General features: G+C 73.4%; 14 protein-coding genes, 1 tRNA gene and 1 pseudogene. 8 read left to right on the plus strand and 8 right to left on the minus strand.

The genetic code is table 11. The features are described 5' to 3' along the window. The 3 genes and pseudogenes from ABEA15_RS24885 to ABEA15_RS24895 all read left to right on the plus strand — a co-directional run. Positions 1 to 552, plus strand: a pseudogene (locus ABEA15_RS24885) (DNA primase); the annotation flags it as partial. Positions 553 to 638: 86 nt separating this feature from the next. After that, the gene (gene rpoD / locus ABEA15_RS24890) at positions 639 to 1,766 is read left to right on the plus strand and encodes an RNA polymerase sigma factor RpoD (RefSeq protein ID WP_345559466.1); all 1,128 of its coding nucleotides are present in this window, start codon (positions 639 to 641) and stop codon (positions 1,764 to 1,766) included. A gap of 78 nt (positions 1,767 to 1,844) precedes the next feature. Then, positions 1,845 to 3,218 carry a glycoside hydrolase family 18 protein gene (locus ABEA15_RS24895; protein ID WP_345559451.1) on the plus strand — a complete coding sequence of 458 codons (1,374 nt, stop codon included), beginning with the start codon at positions 1,845 to 1,847 and terminating at the stop codon, positions 3,216 to 3,218. A 623-nt stretch (positions 3,219 to 3,841) separates the two neighbouring features. Here the strand turns inward: ABEA15_RS24895 and ABEA15_RS24900 are convergent. After that, entirely contained in the window at positions 3,842 to 4,351 is a 510-nt protein-coding gene (locus tag ABEA15_RS24900; RefSeq protein WP_345559452.1) for a pyridoxamine 5'-phosphate oxidase family protein, read from the minus strand. 95 nt (positions 4,352 to 4,446) lie between these two features. On the opposite strand from ABEA15_RS24900, the gene ABEA15_RS24905 reads away from it, so the two are divergent. Further along, complete coding sequence (locus ABEA15_RS24905; RefSeq protein WP_345559454.1) at positions 4,447 to 7,476, plus strand: FAD-binding and (Fe-S)-binding domain-containing protein; 3,030 nt, start codon at positions 4,447 to 4,449, stop codon at positions 7,474 to 7,476. A gap of 236 nt (positions 7,477 to 7,712) precedes the next feature. Here the strand turns inward: ABEA15_RS24905 and ABEA15_RS24910 are convergent, their stop codons facing one another. Continuing rightward, positions 7,713 to 8,213: a hypothetical protein gene (locus ABEA15_RS24910; RefSeq protein ID WP_345559456.1), complete on the minus strand. Its 501-nt coding sequence runs from the start codon at positions 8,211 to 8,213 to the stop codon at positions 7,713 to 7,715. A gap of 5 nt (positions 8,214 to 8,218) precedes the next feature. After that, positions 8,219 to 8,551, minus strand: a complete 333-nt coding sequence (locus ABEA15_RS24915; protein WP_344140429.1) for a hypothetical protein — start codon at positions 8,549 to 8,551, stop codon at positions 8,219 to 8,221. Between the two features lie 148 nt (positions 8,552 to 8,699). On the opposite strand from ABEA15_RS24915, the gene ABEA15_RS24920 reads away from it, so the two are divergent. The 4 genes from ABEA15_RS24920 (at position 8,700) to ABEA15_RS24935 (ending at position 11,587) form a co-directional block, all read left to right on the plus strand. Then, positions 8,700 to 8,775: transfer RNA gene (locus ABEA15_RS24920), tRNA-Asn, on the plus strand. A 550-nt stretch (positions 8,776 to 9,325) separates the two neighbouring features. Beyond that, the gene (locus ABEA15_RS24925) at positions 9,326 to 10,435 is read left to right on the plus strand and encodes a helix-turn-helix domain-containing protein (RefSeq protein WP_345559458.1); all 1,110 of its coding nucleotides are present in this window, start codon (positions 9,326 to 9,328) and stop codon (positions 10,433 to 10,435) included. Further along, complete coding sequence (locus tag ABEA15_RS24930; RefSeq protein WP_344140425.1) at positions 10,432 to 10,968, plus strand: PIN domain-containing protein; 537 nt, start codon at positions 10,432 to 10,434, stop codon at positions 10,966 to 10,968. The genes ABEA15_RS24925 and ABEA15_RS24930 overlap by 4 nt, the downstream gene beginning before the upstream one ends. Positions 10,969 to 11,101: 133 nt before the next feature. Continuing rightward, positions 11,102 to 11,587, plus strand: a complete 486-nt coding sequence (locus ABEA15_RS24935) for an NUDIX hydrolase (protein WP_345559460.1) — start codon at positions 11,102 to 11,104, stop codon at positions 11,585 to 11,587. A 383-nt stretch (positions 11,588 to 11,970) separates the two neighbouring features. Here the strand turns inward: ABEA15_RS24935 and ABEA15_RS24940 are convergent, their stop codons facing one another. The 5 genes from ABEA15_RS24940 to ABEA15_RS24960 all read right to left on the minus strand — a co-directional run bounded on the left by ABEA15_RS24940 (position 11,971) and on the right by ABEA15_RS24960 (position 16,370). Continuing rightward, positions 11,971 to 12,855: an SAM-dependent methyltransferase gene (locus ABEA15_RS24940; protein WP_345559462.1), complete on the minus strand. Its 885-nt coding sequence runs from the start codon at positions 12,853 to 12,855 to the stop codon at positions 11,971 to 11,973. A 169-nt stretch (positions 12,856 to 13,024) separates the two neighbouring features. Further along, positions 13,025 to 13,498 carry a thioesterase family protein gene (locus ABEA15_RS24945; protein WP_345559464.1) on the minus strand — a complete coding sequence of 158 codons (474 nt, stop codon included), beginning with the start codon at positions 13,496 to 13,498 and terminating at the stop codon, positions 13,025 to 13,027. After that, positions 13,495 to 14,451: a 3-hydroxyacyl-CoA dehydrogenase NAD-binding domain-containing protein gene (locus tag ABEA15_RS24950; protein ID WP_345559468.1), complete on the minus strand. Its 957-nt coding sequence runs from the start codon at positions 14,449 to 14,451 to the stop codon at positions 13,495 to 13,497. Before ABEA15_RS24950 ends, ABEA15_RS24945 begins: the two co-directional genes overlap by 4 nt. A gap of 150 nt (positions 14,452 to 14,601) precedes the next feature. Continuing rightward, on the minus strand, positions 14,602 to 15,501 hold the full coding sequence (locus ABEA15_RS24955; RefSeq protein WP_344140416.1) for a beta-keto acid cleavage family enzyme: 900 nt from the start codon (positions 15,499 to 15,501) through the stop codon (positions 14,602 to 14,604). Then, entirely contained in the window at positions 15,498 to 16,370 is an 873-nt protein-coding gene (locus tag ABEA15_RS24960) for a TetR/AcrR family transcriptional regulator (RefSeq protein ID WP_344140766.1), read from the minus strand. Before ABEA15_RS24960 ends, ABEA15_RS24955 begins: the two co-directional genes overlap by 4 nt. Positions 16,371 to 16,681 lie beyond the last annotated feature (311 nt).

The following is a 16,681-nucleotide window of genomic DNA, read 5'->3' on the forward strand; positions in this document are numbered from 1 at the left end:
GGCCGCCCGGGCGGCGGGTCGGCCCGGCGGCCCGCGGCCCAGGCGCCGCCGGGCGCCGCCGAGTCCGCACCCTACGACCTGCGCGACCCCTCGCTGCAGCGCGAGCGCCAAGCGCTGAAGATCGCCGTGCAGTACCCGGCGCTGGCCGCCGAGTTCGACGAGCTGGGCGCCGAGTCGTTCAGTGTCCCCCAGCACCGCGCCGTCTACGAGCTGATCAGCGCCCGCGGCGGGGTGGCCGCGGCGGGCGAGGCCCAGCAGTGGGCGGCCGGGCTGTGCGACGCGGCCTCCGACGAAGCGCAGCGGGCGTTCGTCACCCGGCTGGCGGTCGAGCCGATGGAGGTCTACGGAGAACTCGACGAGCATTACGCCCAGGAAATTCTGGGCACAATTAAGATTCATTCCATCAATCGCCGAGTGGCAAACCTGAAGTCGCGCCTGGGGCGGCTGGACCCCTCCGCTCAGGCCGAGGAGTACCAGCGGGTATTCACCGAGCTGATGTCCGTTGAGCAGGAGCGGCGCCTGATGCGCGAGCGGTCGGCAGGTGCCACGTAGCACGCAGGTGACAAAAATAGTCCTCACTATTGCGCGCCCCGGTCAGGCACACTGTAAGGGTGGCTCTAACGGTGCTGCCCGGCGAAATGCCACCGATCACCCAGGTGGCGCAACTGGTCGCGGGCGCGGGCTCCGGGGAGACGGTGACCGTGGCCGACGTCGCCGCCGTCCTCGACCGCCTCGACGCCCCTCCCGAGTCGCTGGACCAGGTGGTGCGCGGTCTCGCCCAGCAGGGCGTCGACGTCGTCGACCCCGCCGCTGAGGACGACCCCGCCCCGGCCTCCGACCTCGGGCGCAGAGCACCAGCCGGCGACCTCGTGCGCATCTACCTGCGTGAGATCGGGCGCGTTCCGCTGCTCACGGCAGAAGAAGAAGTAGACCTCGCGAAATCCATCGAAGCCGGCCTCTTCGCCGCCGAGAAGCTGCGCCGGCCCGGACCCCGCACGGCGCCCGACGAGGCGCTGGACCTCGAACTCATCGTCGACGAAGGCGAGCGCGCCAAGGCGCGGCTCATCGAGGCCAACCTGCGCCTGGTGGTCTCCATCGCCAAGCGCTACCTGGGCCGCGGCCTGCTGCTGCTTGACCTGGTGCAGGAGGGCAACCTCGGGCTGATCCGCGCGGTCGAGAAGTTCGACTACACCAAAGGCTTCAAGTTCTCGACCTATGCCACCTGGTGGATCCGGCAGGCCATCACCCGGGCCATCGCCGACCAGGCGCGCACCATCCGCATCCCGGTGCACATGGTCGAGACCATCAACCGGCTCCTGCGGGTGCAGCGCCAACTGCACCAGGAGCTGGGCCGCGAACCCACCCCCGCCGAGATCTCGCGCGAGCTCGGGTTCGGCGACGACCGGGTCCAGGAGATCCAGCGCATCGCCCAGGAGCCCGTGTCGCTGCAGGCCCCCATCGGCGAGGAGGACTCCGACTTCGGCGACTTCATCGAGGACACCGACGCCGTCGTGCCCGCCGACGCCGCCGCGTTCACCATGCTGCAGGACCAGCTGGTGGCGCTGCTCGGCGGCCTCAGCGACCGCGAGCAGCGCATCATCCAGCTGCGCTTCGGCCTGCGCGACGGACACCAGCACACGCTGGAGGAGGTCGGCCAGGAGTTCGGGGTCACCCGCGAGCGCATCCGCCAGATCGAGGCCAAGACCCTGGCCAAGCTGCGCCATCCGTCCCTGGCCAAGACGCTGCGCGACTTCCTGGAGTCCTGAGCGCCGGGCCGGTTTTCCGGCGGCGGCCGGATCCGGCCCGGCGCGCCGCCCGCTCGCGGCGCTACGTTGGCGGGTGTGATGGACCCGGCGAGTGCGCAGAGGCGGCGGTCGCGCGCGCCGCACACCCGTACCGGCCGGCTGCTGCTGGGTGCGGGGGCCGCGGCGCTGACCGCCGTGCTCGCAGCGGGCGCCCTGGCCGCCGTCGACGCCCTCAGGAGCGGACCGAGCACCGTGCACCGCATCGCCTATTTCGCCGACTGGAACACCGCCGCCCGCGGCTACAGCATCGCCGACGTCGCCGACAGCGGCGCGGCGGCCCGGCTCACCCGGCTGATGTGGGCCTTCGGCGAGATCGACGCGCAAGGCCGCTGCCACATCCCCGACGACGCGGCCTGGGAGCTGTACCAGCGGCGCTACGACGCCGCCGGCAGCGTCGACGGCCGCGCCGACTCCTACGGGCAGCGGCTCGCCGGCGGCCTCAACCAGCTGCGCAAGCTGCGCGAGCAGCACCCGGACCTCGGCGCCAGCATCTCGCTGGGCGGCTGGAACACCTCCACCCACTTCTCCACGGCGGCGCGCACCGAGCGCTCGCGCGAGGAGTTCGTCTCCTCCTGCCTGGACCTGTGGCTGCGCGGCGACCTGCCGGTGCGCGACGGCGAGCCGCAGGGCGGCCGGGGCGCGGCGGCCGGCGTCTTCGACGGTGTCGACCTGGACTGGGAGTGGCCCGGCGGCGACGGCCACGCCGACAACGTCGAGCACCCCGAGGACCGGCGGAACTTCACCCTGCTCGTGCGCGAGTTCCGGCGCCAGCTCGACGCCCTGGAGCGCGAGACCGGCCGGGAGTACACGCTGTCGGCCTCCCTGCCCGGCGACACCGGGCGGATGGAGGCGGGCTATGAGGCCGAGGCCTTCGAACCGCTGGATCTCGCCACGGTGCAGGGCTACGACCTCACCGGGCCCTGGAGCGACGTGACCGGGCACCACGCCCAGCTTTACGCGGGCGAGGCCGCCGCGCCCGCGGAGAGCGTGCACAGCGCCGTCCAGGGCTATCTGGGCCACGGCCTGCCCGCCGAGAAGCTCGTGGTGGGCTTCCCCGGCTTCGGCCGCGGCTGGCGGGGCGTGCCCCGAAGCCCCTCGTTCGGCCGCGGCGAGACCGCCGAGGCTCCGGCCTCGGGCGAGTACGGCGAGGACGCCGCCTCCTACGCCGAGCTGCAGCGGCGCGACGGGCGGCGCTTCCTCGACCCGGTCAACGCCGCGTACTGGCTGGTCGACGGCGGTGAGTGGTGGTCCTACGACACACCCGCGACCGTGGCCGCCAAGGGCGCCTACGTCCGCGAGCGCGGCCTCGGCGGGCTCATGCTGTGGAATCTGGACATGGACCCCGAAGGCGAGCTCGTGCGCGCGATGGACACAAGCCTCGACCCGGGCGGCGGCCCGGACACGCGCCGCTAGGGCCTGCCTTGGAAGTCAGAGCCAGTCGTTGATGATCGCGATCGGGACCGTGGCCGCGTAGCGAACGCGGAGCTTGTCGTAGCGCGTGGCACGGCCCTGATGCTGCTTGAGCCCGTTGGTCGCGCACTCCACCGCGTGGCGCTGCGGGGCGGCACGCGCACACGCACCCCCTCGCGGTCGAAGGCCGGGGGCCTGCCGCCCGCCGATCCCCGCGCCCTGCGGTGGGCGGCCTGGTCGCCCGGCTCGGCGATGGTGGCCTGATCCCCCGCCGACGCAGCGGCGCCCGGTTGGCCCGGCTGCTGTAGGCGGCATCGGCCGGCACCCGCGCCGGGCGCTGCCGGGGCCCGGCGCCCCGGCACCACGCCCGCTGCGTTCTCGCCGGTCGGCGGGGACCCCGCCCCGGCTCTTTCCCCGGTCCTGCGAGAGCGGCACGGCCGGTCCCTGCCGCAGGGCCCCGCGCCGGAAGGACGGCGCTTCGCGCCCCGGGCGGGGCGCACCCGAGTGTGCCGCCCGCTGGGGGCGGACCAGTCGAACACGCCCGGGGACCCGTGCCCGGCCGGGCTCTGCGGTGCCGCGGTCCGCCGGGCTCGGCCGGGTGCGCCGGACCGGGAGCCGCCGGGCCCTCAGTCGCGGTAGTCGTCGGCGAGGCCGCGTCCCGGGCGCCAGTGGCGGATGCGCAGCCTGCCTGCCGTGACCGAGGTCAGCACGACCTCGCCGATGAGGACGCGGAACAGGTGGGACTCACCCGGGTCGGCGCCGGGGTCGGCGAACAGGGCGCGCGCCTCCTCCGGGTTCGTCACCTCCACCGCGGCGCCGGCGATCTTGGCGTCGCCGGTGTCCATCGGCCCGGGTGCGGCGTGCAGCGCCAGGCGGCCGTCGCGCTGCAGGTCCCGCGCCTTGCGGGCGCCGGGCATCGAGCCCAGCAGCAGCTCCGCCCCGCCCAGGTTCACCTCGGTACCGCTCACGCGGGGTGATCCGTCCGCGCGCAGCGTCGCCAGCACGTGGTGCTCGGCGGCGGCGAACACCGAGCGCACCTCGGCCGCGAAGGCGGGTTCGGCGGCGGAGAACTCCGCCCAGGAGACGGGCTCTGCGGTGGGGGCGGCGGAGGGCGTCCGCGTCGGGATCTCGTCCATACGGGCCAGCTTCTCCCCGAAAGCCGCCACCTACCGTCAGGAATCGCCGCCGCGTCCCGGTTGTCTCACCACGCGACCCGCGCCACGCTGGGATCATGCCCGACACGACCTCCCCGACCGCCCTGCCCGACATCGATCTCGAAGGCTTCGGCCGCGCACTGCGCCGCGACGTCTCCGGGACCGTCGCGTTCGACTCCCAAGCCAGGGCGCTCTACACCCAGGACGCCTCCAACTACCGCCACGTGCCCCTCGGCGTGGTGGTGCCGCGCACGGTCGACGACGTCGTCGCCGCCGTGGCCGCGTGCGACGCCTACGGGGTGCCGCTGACCCCGCGCGGCGGGGGGACCAGCATCGCCGGCAACTCCATCGGCGAGGGCCTGGTGATCGACACCTCCCGCCACCTCACGGCGATCGAGGAGGTCGACCCGGGCCGCCGCACCGCCCGCGTCCAGCCCGGCGTCGTCCTCGACGACCTGCGCGCCGCCGCGGCGCCGCACGGGCTCACCTTCGGCCCCGACCCCTCCACCCACAGCAGGTGCACCATGGGCGGGATGATCGGCAACAACTCCTGCGGCTCCCACTCGGTCGCCTGGGGGACCACGGCCGACAACGTCGAGTCGCTGGACGTGCTGCTGCACGACGGCACACGAATGACCGTCGGGGCGACCGGCCGCGACGAGCTCGACCGGCTGGCCGCGCTGCCCGCCCGCGAGGGCCGGATCTACGCCGCGCTGCGCGACCTCGTCAACACCTACATGGGCGACCTGCGCACCGGCATGCCCCAGCTGTCGCGGCGGGTGTCGGGATACTCGCTGGACCGGCTGCTGCCGGAGAACGGCGGCCACATCGCCCGCTCGCTCGTCGGCACCGAGGGCAGCTGTGTGACGGTGCTCGGCGCGACGGTGCGGCTGGTGGAGTCGCCGCCGTCGCGCATCCTGGTCGTGCTGGGCTACCAGGACGCCCCGGCGGCCGCGGACGCGGTCCCCGAGCTGCTCCAGCACGGCCCGCTCACCGTCGAAGGGCTCAACGAGCAGCTGGTCTCGCGTGTACGGCAACCGGGCCGCGGGCGCACCGAGCTGCCCTCCGGCGCGGCCTGGCTGATGGTCGAGGTCGGCGGCGCCGACCGCGCCGAGGCGGAGGAGCGCGGCAAGGCGATGCTGCGCTCGCTGTCGGGCGCCGCGCGGCCGCTGGACTCGGCGGTGGTGGTCGACCCCGCGCACGCGCGGGCGCTGTGGCGCATCCGCGAAGAAGGCTCCGGCCTGGCGACCCGCGCGCCCGACGGCACCGAGGCCTGGCCCGGCTGGGAGGACGCCGCCGTCCCGCCCGAGCGCCTGGGCTCCTACCTGCGCTCCTACGACCGGCTGATGGACGACTACGGCTACCGGGGCGTGGTCTACGGCCACTTCGGCGAGGGATGCCTGCACGTGCGGGTGGACTTCGGGCTGGGCGACGCGCAGGGGCGCGGGAAGTTCCGCTCGTTCATGGAGGACGCCGCCGACCTCGTCGCCGAGCACGGCGGCTCGGTCTCCGGCGAGCACGGCGACGGCCAGGCCCGCTCCGAGCTGCTGCCGCGGATGTACGGCGACCGGGTCGTGCGCGCGTTCAGCGAGTTCAAGTCGCTGTGGGACCCGCGCAACCGGATGAACCCGGGCATCATCGTCGACCCGTTGCCGATGGACGCCGACCTGCGCCAGGCCGCCGTGACCAGCGGCCCGCTGACCGTGCTCGACTACCCCGAGGACCAGGGCGACTTCGCGCGCGCCATGCGCCGCTGCGTGGGCGTGGGCAAGTGCCGGCGCCACGAGGGGCCGGGCGTGATGTGCCCCAGCTACATGGTCACCCGCAACGAGAAGGACTCCACGCGCGGGCGCGCCCGGGCGCTGTTCGAGATGGTCAACGGCGAGGTGATCACCGACGGCTGGGCCTCGGAGGAGGTGCGCGACAGCCTGGACCTGTGCCTGTCGTGCAAGGGCTGCCGCAGCGACTGCCCGGTGAACGTGGACATGGCCGCCTACAAGGCCGAGTTCCTGCACCACCACTACCGGGGGCGCGTGCGGCCGGCCTCGCACTACTCGATGGGGTGGCTGCCGGTGTGGGCGCGCCTGGCGGCGGTGGCCCCGGCGGAGGTCAACCGGGCGGGCGGTGCGCGCGTGCTCAGCGAGGCGCTGAAGCGGATCGGCGGCATCGCGCCGCAGCGCAGCATCCCCGAGTTCGCGCGTACGACCTTCACCCGGTGGTTCCGCCGCCGCGCGCGGCGCGCGGCGGGCGCGGGAGGCGAGCCGCGGCGCGGCGGAGGGCTGCTCGGCGGCGTGCTGGGCCGGCGCGGCGTGGCCGCGCCGCGCACAGGGGAGGGCGGCGCAGCGCCGGCTCGCCCGGAGCGCGGCACGGTGGTGCTGTGGCCCGACACCTTCGGCAACTACCTGACCCCGCAGGTGCCCGCCGCGGCGGTGCGGGTGCTGGAGGACGCCGGGTTCCGCGTGGTGCTGCCGGAAGGGCAGGTGTGCTGTGGCCTGACCTGGGTCTCCACCGGCCAGCTCGGCGTCGCCCGGCAGGTGATGCGCCGCGCGCTGCGAGCCCTCGCCCCGCACGTGGAGGCGGGGCTGCCGGTCGTCGGGCTGGAGCCCAGCTGCACGGCGGCGCTGCGTTCGGACCTGCAGGAGCTGCTGCCGGGGCCGGCCAGCGAGCGGGTCGCCGCGTCGGTGTACACGCTCTCGGAGTTCCTCGCCGCCTACGCCCCGGACTGGGAGCCGCCGCGCGTGGACGCCCGCGCGATCAGCCAGGTGCACTGCCACCAGCACGCGGTCATCGGCTTCGACGCCGACCGCAAGCTGATGGAGCGCGCCGGGATCGACGGCGACGTGCTGGAGTCGGGGTGCTGCGGCCTGGCCGGCAACTTCGGCTTCGAGGACGGGCACTACGAGGTGTCCAAGGCCGTGGGGGAGCGGGTGCTGTTGCCGGCGGTGCGCGAGGCCGACCCCGAGACGCTGGTGCTGGCGGACGGCTTCAGCTGCCGCACCCAGATCGACCAGGAGGCCGGCCGCCCGGCCCGCCATCTGGCGGAGGTTCTGGCCGACGGCCTGGCCCGCAAGGAGGCCGAGCGAAAGGAGCCGGACCGGGAGCGGTAGGGGCGGCGGGGGCCGCAGGGTGGTCGGCGGCCGCGGCGCGGGGCCGGGTAGGGGCCCGGTCTCGGCGGCGCGGCCTCGGCGTTGGGGGTGGCCGGGGTGGGCTTACACCCCCATCTGCTCGTGCAGGGAGGCGAGCGCGGCGGGGGCCGCGGGGCGGTCGGCGGCCGCGGCGTGGGGCCGGGTAGGGGCCCGGTCTCGGCGGCGCGGCCTCGGCGTTGGGGGTGGCCGGGGTGGGCTTACACCCCCATCTGCTCGCGCAGGGAGATGAGCGCGGCGGAGGCCCGGGCGGCGACCCCGGGGTCCTTCGGGTCGACGCCCTCGTCGACGTGCACCTGCCAGGTGATGTCCGCCCCGCCGGGCGGGCGCCGCGCCACGAGCCGGAAGCCCGCGCCGCCGTCCTCCTCCCCCTCGCGGCCTTCCAGCGAGAAGCGCCGGGAGACGACGATCGTGGCCGTCACCCGCTCGTAGACGACCTCGGCCAGCCGCCCCGGCTCCTCCACGTCGTAGACCCGGCGGCCGTATCCCTCTTCGGTGAAGGTGAAGCCCTCCTCCGACCAGCGGGCGCGGTCGATGTGCTCCCAGGGCACGGCGCGGCCGTCGGGCAGGTGCAGCGCCCGGTCGGTGGCCACCAGCGCGCGCTCGCCCCCGCCGGTCAGCGCGAGGACGCGTTCGCCGCGCCGGAGGGACACCCGGGAGCGCAGGTCCTCGGGCAGCGCGCGGCGTCGCGTCAGGCGCACGGGGATCAGCGGCGGCCGGAGTCGGAGCCGTTCAGCCCGCTGCCCCGCACAGCGCCGTCCGGGCCGGTGCCGCTCAGCTCCGCGGCCTCCTCGTCGGTGGGCCGGGCCAGGAAGTCCTTGAGCGAGGAGACGGGCATGCGCTCGGCCACCTTGCCGTACACGGCCTTGCCCGCCCCGCTGACCTGAGCGCCGACGACCCCGGCGGTCTCCTGCACGGCCGGGCTCTCGGCAACCCTCCGGGCCGCGCGGACGATCTGCTCGTAGCGTGTCTTGCCCGCCTTGGCCCCCAGCACGTAGCCAACAGCGAGTCCGGCAGCGAACGTGATCCGGTAGCGCATAGGTCCCTCTTCCGTCGACGGTGCCGCCCTGCCCCCTGACGCTACCCCCTTGCGCCCGGAAAACCTGTCACGAGCACACCTGCGTATGCGCTAGTCTAGTCGTGTCGCCGCGGCGGGGAACGCCCTGCCAGCAGGCGTCAGGGTCCGATCCCGCGTAGCTCAATCGGCAGAGCAGCCGGCTGTTAACCGGCAGGTTACTGGTTCGAGTCCAGTCGCGGGAGCCAGAGACGCACTACTAGAACCCGTGCCTAAACGGTTAACCCCTAGTAGCACGTCCACGGCATCAGTCCGCACAGGCCCCTTTCCCATCTGGGAGAGGGGCCTGTTGGCGTTTCGCGGGCTTGGTGCGGCGTGAGCCGCTCCCGCACCGGCCTCGCCCCTCGTGCGCGCGCTCTGTGCGAGGGCTTGCAGGAACGGATTCGTTCGGATTGAGGTCGGTGACCAGGAGCGTGTCACCGCGTAGGAGGTCCGCTCCGGACTCCTCGGCGATGAAGCGATCCCAGCGCGTTTCCCCCAATCCGCCGCTACTTCCGGCAGCGGCAGGTTACCGATGCCGTTGAGTAGATCCACAACGGCGGGCAGGTCGGGCGATCCAGGGGGCACCCACGGCCCTCGTCACGGCCGAGTCCGACGGCGGCACCCTCGGGGATCTGCGTGCGGCGGCACTGTCTTCGCAGGTGGGCATTGAGGACGGCGTGCGACCAGGGGGCTTGGGCGGTGGCCTGCGCGGTGGTGGTCCTGCTGATGCCGTTAACAACGCCTTCCGGTTGTGCGATGATCGCACATATGCAGGAGGAGCTGAGCTGGGCGCTGATCGGTGAGCGCGTGCGGGTGGGGCGGGCGGCGGCCGGGCTGTCGCAGCAGGCGCTCGCCGACGCGATCGGCCTTGAGCGGAGCATGGTCTCCAAGCTGGAGAAGGGGGACCGGCGGGTCGACGCTGTCGAGCTCACGCGGATCGCGCGTGCGCTTCACTGGCCCCTGTCCTCCTTCCTCGACCCCGCTCCCGAGGTCGTCTCGCGCCGCTCCGCGCTAGCCGAGGCCGCCAGCTCGGGAGACAGCGACGCCGCCCGGGAGGCGCACCGGGCCGAAGCCGTGCTGTCGGAGTGGCTGCGTGATGTGCGGCAGTTGGTCGACGACGGTTTTCTGCGCGTCCCGCGGCTGCTGCGCTGCCGGCAGCGGGTGACCGACGTCGACGGAGCGCGGCGCGCCGCGGGGTGGCTGCGTGGCGAGCTGGGGCTCGGAGAGGGGCCTGTCGACTCGGTCGCGGACGTGTGCGAGCGGGCCGGGCAGTTCGTGGCGGTGGTGCCCCTCCGCACCGAGGGCGCGTCTCTCATCGACGGCGAGATCGCGGCGGCCGTGGTAAGCGGCGACCAGGCGCCGGGGCGCCGCCGGAGCACCGGAGCCCACGAGCTGGGCCACATGGTGCTCGGCGACGAGTTCTCCAGTGACCTGGGCGTGCACGCCTCCCGCGAGGAGCGGGAGAGAGCCGTCGAGGCGTTCGCCGCCGAGTTCCTGCTCCCCGGTGGCTGTGTGAGCCCGGTGGGCGAGGAGGCGGACGAGGAGGCGCGTCGCGAGGCGCTCGTCCGGGTTTCGGCCACCTACCGGGTCTCGTGGACGTTGGCGGTCACGCAGCTCAGGCGCACCGGCGGTGTGGGCTGGGACGAGGCGCGCAGGCTGCGGGCGTGTACACCGACCGACGTTGAGTTCAGAGACGCCCTGGGGTGGAAGCCGCAGCCGGATCTGGCCTCGGTCCGCGTCCCGCCGCGCTACGCCTCGGCGGTGGTCGCGGCCTTGCGTGCGGCGGCGATCACGCCCGCGCGGGCCGTCGAGATGATGCGCGGTCAGGTCACCACCGAGGAACTCACCGAGGAAGCCGCAGATTGACCTCGTCCGACCCCCTGCTCTTCGACGCCTCCCCATTGCTCCACTCCGCCAAGGCGGACCGGCTCGACGTCCTGGGAAACCTGGTCCGCGGATCCGTCTCGGTGACAACGCGCGCGGTCGTCGAGGAGGTGGCCCGCAACGACGCCGCGGCGGCCGCAGCCGTGCGCGCGGCCGGGTGGATGTCGGTCGTCGACTGCGACACGCTGCCGATGCTCGCCGCCTTCAGCCGGTGGGGAAGGCGCATGGGCCTGTCCGACGACCACAACATCGGCGAGACCACACTGTGCGCCTACGCCGAGTGCCACGGCGGCACACTCGTCATGGACGACCGCTACGCCCGGAGGGTCGCCGAGAGCCACGGATTGGCCGTGCGGGGGACGGCCGGTCTGGTCGCCGACGCGTGCCGACGCGGTGACTGCACGGTCGCCAACGCCTCCGTGCTCCTCGACGCGCTCCGTGAGACGGGGATGCGGCTTCCGTTTCCTCGCGGCGGGTTCGAGCCGTGGGCGAGGGACGAGAAGCTGATCGACTAGGGCGCCGGACCGGGCGCTGAGGTAGCCGGCGGGGTTGTGCCGGAATGCCGGTCCGGGGATCGGCCTGACGCTACCGCGGGTCGGTGCCTCATGTGGGTGTGGACGTGGTTCGGCCGAGGGGAGAGGAGGGGGTATGGCGAGAACGAGTGCCGGGTTGCTGCTGTATCGGCGCGGTGGGGACGGGGCGGTCGAAGTCCTGCTCGGGCATATGGGCGGGCCCTTCTGGGCGAAGAAGGACGAGCATGCCTGGTCGGTGCCCAAGGGGGAGTACACCGCCGAGGAGGAGCCGCTGGCCGCGGCGCTGCGGGAGTTCGCCGAGGAGCTGGGGCGGCCCGCGCCGGCGGGCGAGCCGTTCGCGCTGGGCGAGGTGCGCCAGTCCGGCGGCAAGACCGTCAGCTGCTTCGCGCTCGAAGGCGACTTCGACGCCACCCGGATCGAGGGGAACACCTTCGAGATGGAGTGGCCGCCGCGTTCCGGGCGGACGGCGGAGTTTCCCGAGATCGACCGCGCCGCGTGGTTCGGGCTGGAGGAGGCGCGGACGAAGCTGGTCAAAGGGCAGGTGCGGTTCCTGGACCTGCTGGAGGCGGCGGTCGGCGGCGCCTCGCGGGCCGACGCATAAACGTGCGGGTGCCGGGGACGCCGCGTCCGCGAGCCGGGAACCGGTGAACTGTGCCTGCTGCTCTCGGGGTTGTGGCGTCTGTGATAGCTGAGCCGTCTGGAGCGGACGGGCGAACGGTGTCAACGCTTGCCGAATCCGCGGTGTCGGCGGTGCGGGGCTGTTCTGGCCGCGAGTCTGAGGCCGGTGACTGTGGCTGCTGCGCTCGTGGGCCTGTGGTGTGGGCAGTGGCCGGGCCCGTCCTGGGACCAGCACCGAGCACCGGGCACGGGACGGCACCCCGGGGCGGGCGGCCAGGGCAGGGGCGCGCCCGGCTCGGGCGCCGGGTCCCGTCGGAAGGGTGCCGGGGCCCCGGGACGCCGGCGGGGCCGCGCTGCAGGGCGGAGTCAGGGCTTGACGGCGATACCGCCGACGATGAGGTTCTCGTTGCGGGGCGGCATGGTGTAGGTGCCGATGGACTTGGCGTCCGGGGGGAGCGGGCGCCACCGGTTCAGCGTGACGAGGCCGGGCTCGACCAGGCGCCAGTCGCCGAAGTACGAGCGGATCTGCTCGGGGCTGCGCCACATGCCGGTCTTCAGCCGCTCCAGGAAGGCGGCCTGCAGGCGCCGGGCCCGCTCGGAGTCCTCGGGGAGCTGTGCGGGGTCGGGCTCGCAGAAGTGGCTGATCACCAGGCAGCTGCCCGGTGCCAGCGCGTCGCGCAGCTGCCGGGCGATGCCGTCGGGGTCCTGCTCGTCGCCGAGGTGGTGCAGGATGCCGCCGAGCATCAGCGCGAGGGGGCGGCTGAGGTCGATCAGCCCGGTGCGCTCCGCCTCGGCCAGGACCTCCTCGGGCCGGGTCAGGTCCTTGCGGATGACCAGGGTGGTGTGGTTGTCGGCGAGCAGCGCCCGGGCGTGCGCCAGCACGATCGGGTCGTTGTCGACGTAGACCACGTGCGCTTCGGGCATGGACTCGTGGGCGATCTCGTGCACGTTGCCGTCGGTGGGCAGACCGGAGCCGATGTCCAGGAACTGGTCCACCCCCCGCTCGGAGGCGAGGTAGCGGGTGGCCCGCTGGACGAACGCCCGGTTGCCCAGAGCGAGGTCGGTGACGCCGGGGACGACCGATTCCGCGTAGTTGGCCATCTCCCGGTCGGCTTCGAAGTGGTCTTTTCCGCCCAGATAATACGAATAGACCCGGGCGATACTCGCCTTCTCGGTCTTGATGTCGGGGGCGATCGGGTTGTAAGCATCGCCGGCGCGCTTCATGAACTCCGGGGACTCGAAACGGGGCATCGCCATCCTCTTCAGGGGGGAAGTCGGCCGATGGTTCTCGGAGTCTATTCCGTCGAAGTGGCGCCGGTCACCACGTCACCGCATTCGGTGAGGTAATCGGACCGAATTGCCCTTGCGTCGTTGCCTCCGCGCCCGCACCCGTCCCCGGCGCCCCCGCCGCCCCCGGGTGTCAGCCGATCGCGCGGCCCGCGTAGTCGGGCGCCTCGCCCACCGCCGCCGCCAGCCGCTCGGCCACGGTTTCGGGGAAGGGCACCGTCGACTGCGTCTGCTGGTCGACGTGCAGCGCCATCAGCTCCTCGGTGGCGCGGAGCCCGCCGTCCAGCCACATCTCGTGGCACAGCCGGACCTTCTTCGCGCCGACCGCGACCACGCGGGTGCGGACCTCGACCTCGCTCCCCTCGCCGACTTCGCGCAGGTAGCGGACGTGGGCCTCGACCGTGTACAGCGACCGCCCGGTCTCGCGCCGGTAGTCGGGCCCCAGGCCGACGCGCTCCATCAGGCCGTCGGTGGCGAACCCGAAGATCAGCACATAGTAGGCCTCGCTGAGGTGCCCGTTGTAGTCGATCCACTCCGGCGCCACCCGCTGCCGCAGCACGGCCGCGTACCCGCCGCCCTCGGGCGCCGTCGGCGCCGCCGCCGTCATCGGCCGGCCTCCGCCGCTTCGCGCTCCTCCTCGGCGTCGACCTCGGCCAGCGCGCGCATGACGGCGATCAGCCTGCGGTCGCGCTGGGCGATGAGGTCGGCGGTCGAGCGCCCGGAGACGACCTCGTCGGTCTCGCGCACCATCGCGTCGCGCAGTTCGGCGGTCAGTTCGGGGGATTCCAGACGCGTCCACGGCGCCTTGAGCGACGGTCCGAAATGGTCGAGCATGTGCGCCATCCCGCCTTCGCCGCCGGCCATGTGGAAGGTCAGGCACGGCCCGAAGAACGCCCACCGCAAGCCGGGTCCGGCGGTCATCGCGAGGTCGATCTGCTCGGCGGTGGCCTCGCCGTTGTCGACCATGTGCAGCGCCTCGCGCCAGGCCGCCTCCTGGATGCGGTTGCCGATGAACCCGGGCAGCTCCCGGTCCATGGTGATCACCGACTTGCCCGCCGCGCGGTAGAACTCCGCGGCCCACTCCACCGCCCAGGGTGCCGTGGCCTCGCCGCCCACGACCTCCACCAGCGGCACCAGGTAGGGCGGGTTGAACGGGTGGCCCACCACCAGCCGCTCCGGGCGGGCGGCCTTGACCTGCATCTCGGTCATCGAGTAACCGGAGGTCGAGGAGGCCACGACGACGTGCTCCGGCGCGGCCGCGTCGATCTCGGCCAGCAGCCCGATCTTCACCTCCAGCCGCTCGGGCGCGCTCTCCTGCACGAAGTCGGCGTCGGCGACCGCCTCGGCCAGCGTGGCGACGACACTGAGCCGGTCGGGGGAGGCGCCCTCGGCCAGGCCCAGCCCGGTCAGCGCGGGCCACGCGGCGTCGACCAGCCCGCGCAGGCGCTCCTCGGCGTCCTCGGCCGGGTCCCAGGCCACGACACGGTAGCCGCGCGCCAGGAAGTGCGCGACCCAGCCGCCGCCGATGACGCCGGCACCCACGCACGCCACGGTGCGCACGGCTTCGGGGTCGGCCGCGGCCCCGGGGCGCTGCGGGTCGTGTTGGAGGGTGTTCTCGGTGTACTCGGTGTTGTCGGGGAGCACGAAAGCCCTTCGTCGTCAGCGGTGAACGGGTGCGGCGGGGGAGGCGTGGCGGGGGAGAGGGAGGCGTTAGCGGGCGCTGCGCAGCTTGAGCTTGGTGCGGGCCTCGTCGGGCGTGCACACGCGCGCGCCGAGCGACTCGATGATCCCGGCGGCCTTCTCCACTAGTTGGGCGTTGGTCGCCTTCACGCCCCGGCTGAGGTAGAGGTTGTCCTCCAGGCCGACGCGCGCGTGCCCGCCCAGCAGGATCGACTGCGCGACCCAGGGCATCTGCATCCGCCCGATGGCGAAGCTGGCCCACTGCGATCCCTCGGGCAGCAGGTTGACCATGGACTGCAGCACACCCGGGTCGGCGGGCGCGCCGTAGGGAATGCCCGTGCAGAGCTGGAACATCGCCGGGTCGTCGATCAGCCCTTCGGCGTGCATCCGCTTGGCGAACCACAGCTGGCCGGTGTCGAAGATCTCCAGCTCGGGGCGCACGCCCAGCTCCTGGATGCGCTTGGCGCCGGCGCGGAGCATGTCGGGCGTGGAGACGTAGACCAGGCTGCCGTCGCCGAAGTTGACGCTGCCGCAGTCGAGCGTGCAGATGTCGGGCAGCAGCTCCTCGACGTGGGGCAGCCGGTCCAGGCCGTTGACCAGGTCGGTGCCCTCGGCGGCGTCCAGCGGGTCGTCCTGGCCGATGACCAGGTCGCCGCCCATGCCCGCCGTCAGGTTGACGACGATGTCGGTGCCGGTCTCCCTGATGCGCTCGACGACCTCGCGGTAGAGCGCGTTGTCGCGGGAGGGCGCGCCGGTCTCGGGGTCGCGCACGTGGATGTGCACCGCGCTCGCGCCGGCCTCGGCGGCCGCGACCGCCGACTCGGCGATCTGGGCGGGGGTCACCGGCACGTGCTCGCTCTTGCCGACCGTGTCGCCGGCGCCGGTCAGCGCCGCGGTGAGGATGACGTCGGTGTTCATGGTCTCGTTCACTGGTTCGTGACTCCTTCGATGCGGGTCGCGACGAACTCGCGCAGGGTCTCGCGCATGCGCTGCACGGTCCGCCCCGGGCGCCGGGTGAGGACCTGGATGGCCAGGCCGTCGATGAGCGCGGTGAGGTGCGTGGTCGTCGCCTCGGTGTCGACGTGGCGGAAGACGCCTTGGGCGACGCCGTCGCGCAGGGTCTGGGCGATGGTGTCGTGCCAGCGCTGGTAGTAGCCGGCGTGCAGTTCGCGCAGATGGGGGTGGAGCGTGGACTCGGTCCACACCTGCATCCAGATCGACCACTCCAGCGTGAGGTGGCCGGGGTTGGGCAGCTGCAGCTCGATGAGCCGGTCGAGGCGCTCGCGTGCGTCGGGGATGCTGTGCAGCACCGCCACCTGCCGGTCGAACGCCTGCTTGGCCGAGGTGCGCAGCGCCTCGTCCAGCAGGTCGCGCAGGGTGGGGAAGTGGTAGTGGATGGTGGCGCTGGAGGTGCCGCAGGCGCGTGCGATGTCGGCGGTGCGCACGGAGTGGTAGCCGTTGGCGGCGATGAGCTGCCAGGCGGCCTCGATGATCTGGCGCCGCCGGTCGCCCGATCCCGACCGCGGCGCGGGCACGGCGGCCCCGTCCGGGCCGGGGGACTGCTGGCCCGGGGGGATGGCCACGACGGTGGCCGCGTCGTCGCGGCCGTTGAGCAGCCAGTTCACCGTGACGTCGGCGGTGTCGGCGATGCGGATGAGCTCTTCGGCGGAGAAGCGCCGGATGCCCTTGAGCGACTTGGAGAGCTTGGAGGGCTCCAGCCCCATGGTTTCGGCGAATTCGCGCTGGGACCGCCCTGAGAGCAGGACGAGCTCGCGGACCCGCTGGCGCAGGCCCGCCATCGGGTCCGGCCCGCCGCCGACGTCGATCGAGTCGCTCACGGTCGGCGACGTTACCAGGGCGCTCGCGATAATCGCAACGCCGGACCCCGGTGGACGTGGGAAAGTGCGATCTTGGCTGACTCAATATTCAGTTGATGCGGCCGAACCGCCGCGGTCTGCGCGGCCCGCGGACGAGTCGCGGCTCAGCCCGGCGCATCCCGCTTGCCGCCCCGGGGCGGGCGGTCGGCGCCTCCGCCCGCCCCGGCGCCCGCGCCGCGCCGCCGCTGCGGCAAGTCGGGTCGTAGCCATGTCGTTCTGTGGGCCAAGGAGTT

This window comes from Streptomonospora halophila (assembly GCF_039542725.1).
In the GTDB taxonomy this organism is placed as follows: Bacteria; Actinomycetota; Actinomycetes; order Streptosporangiales; family Streptosporangiaceae; genus Streptomonospora; species Streptomonospora halophila.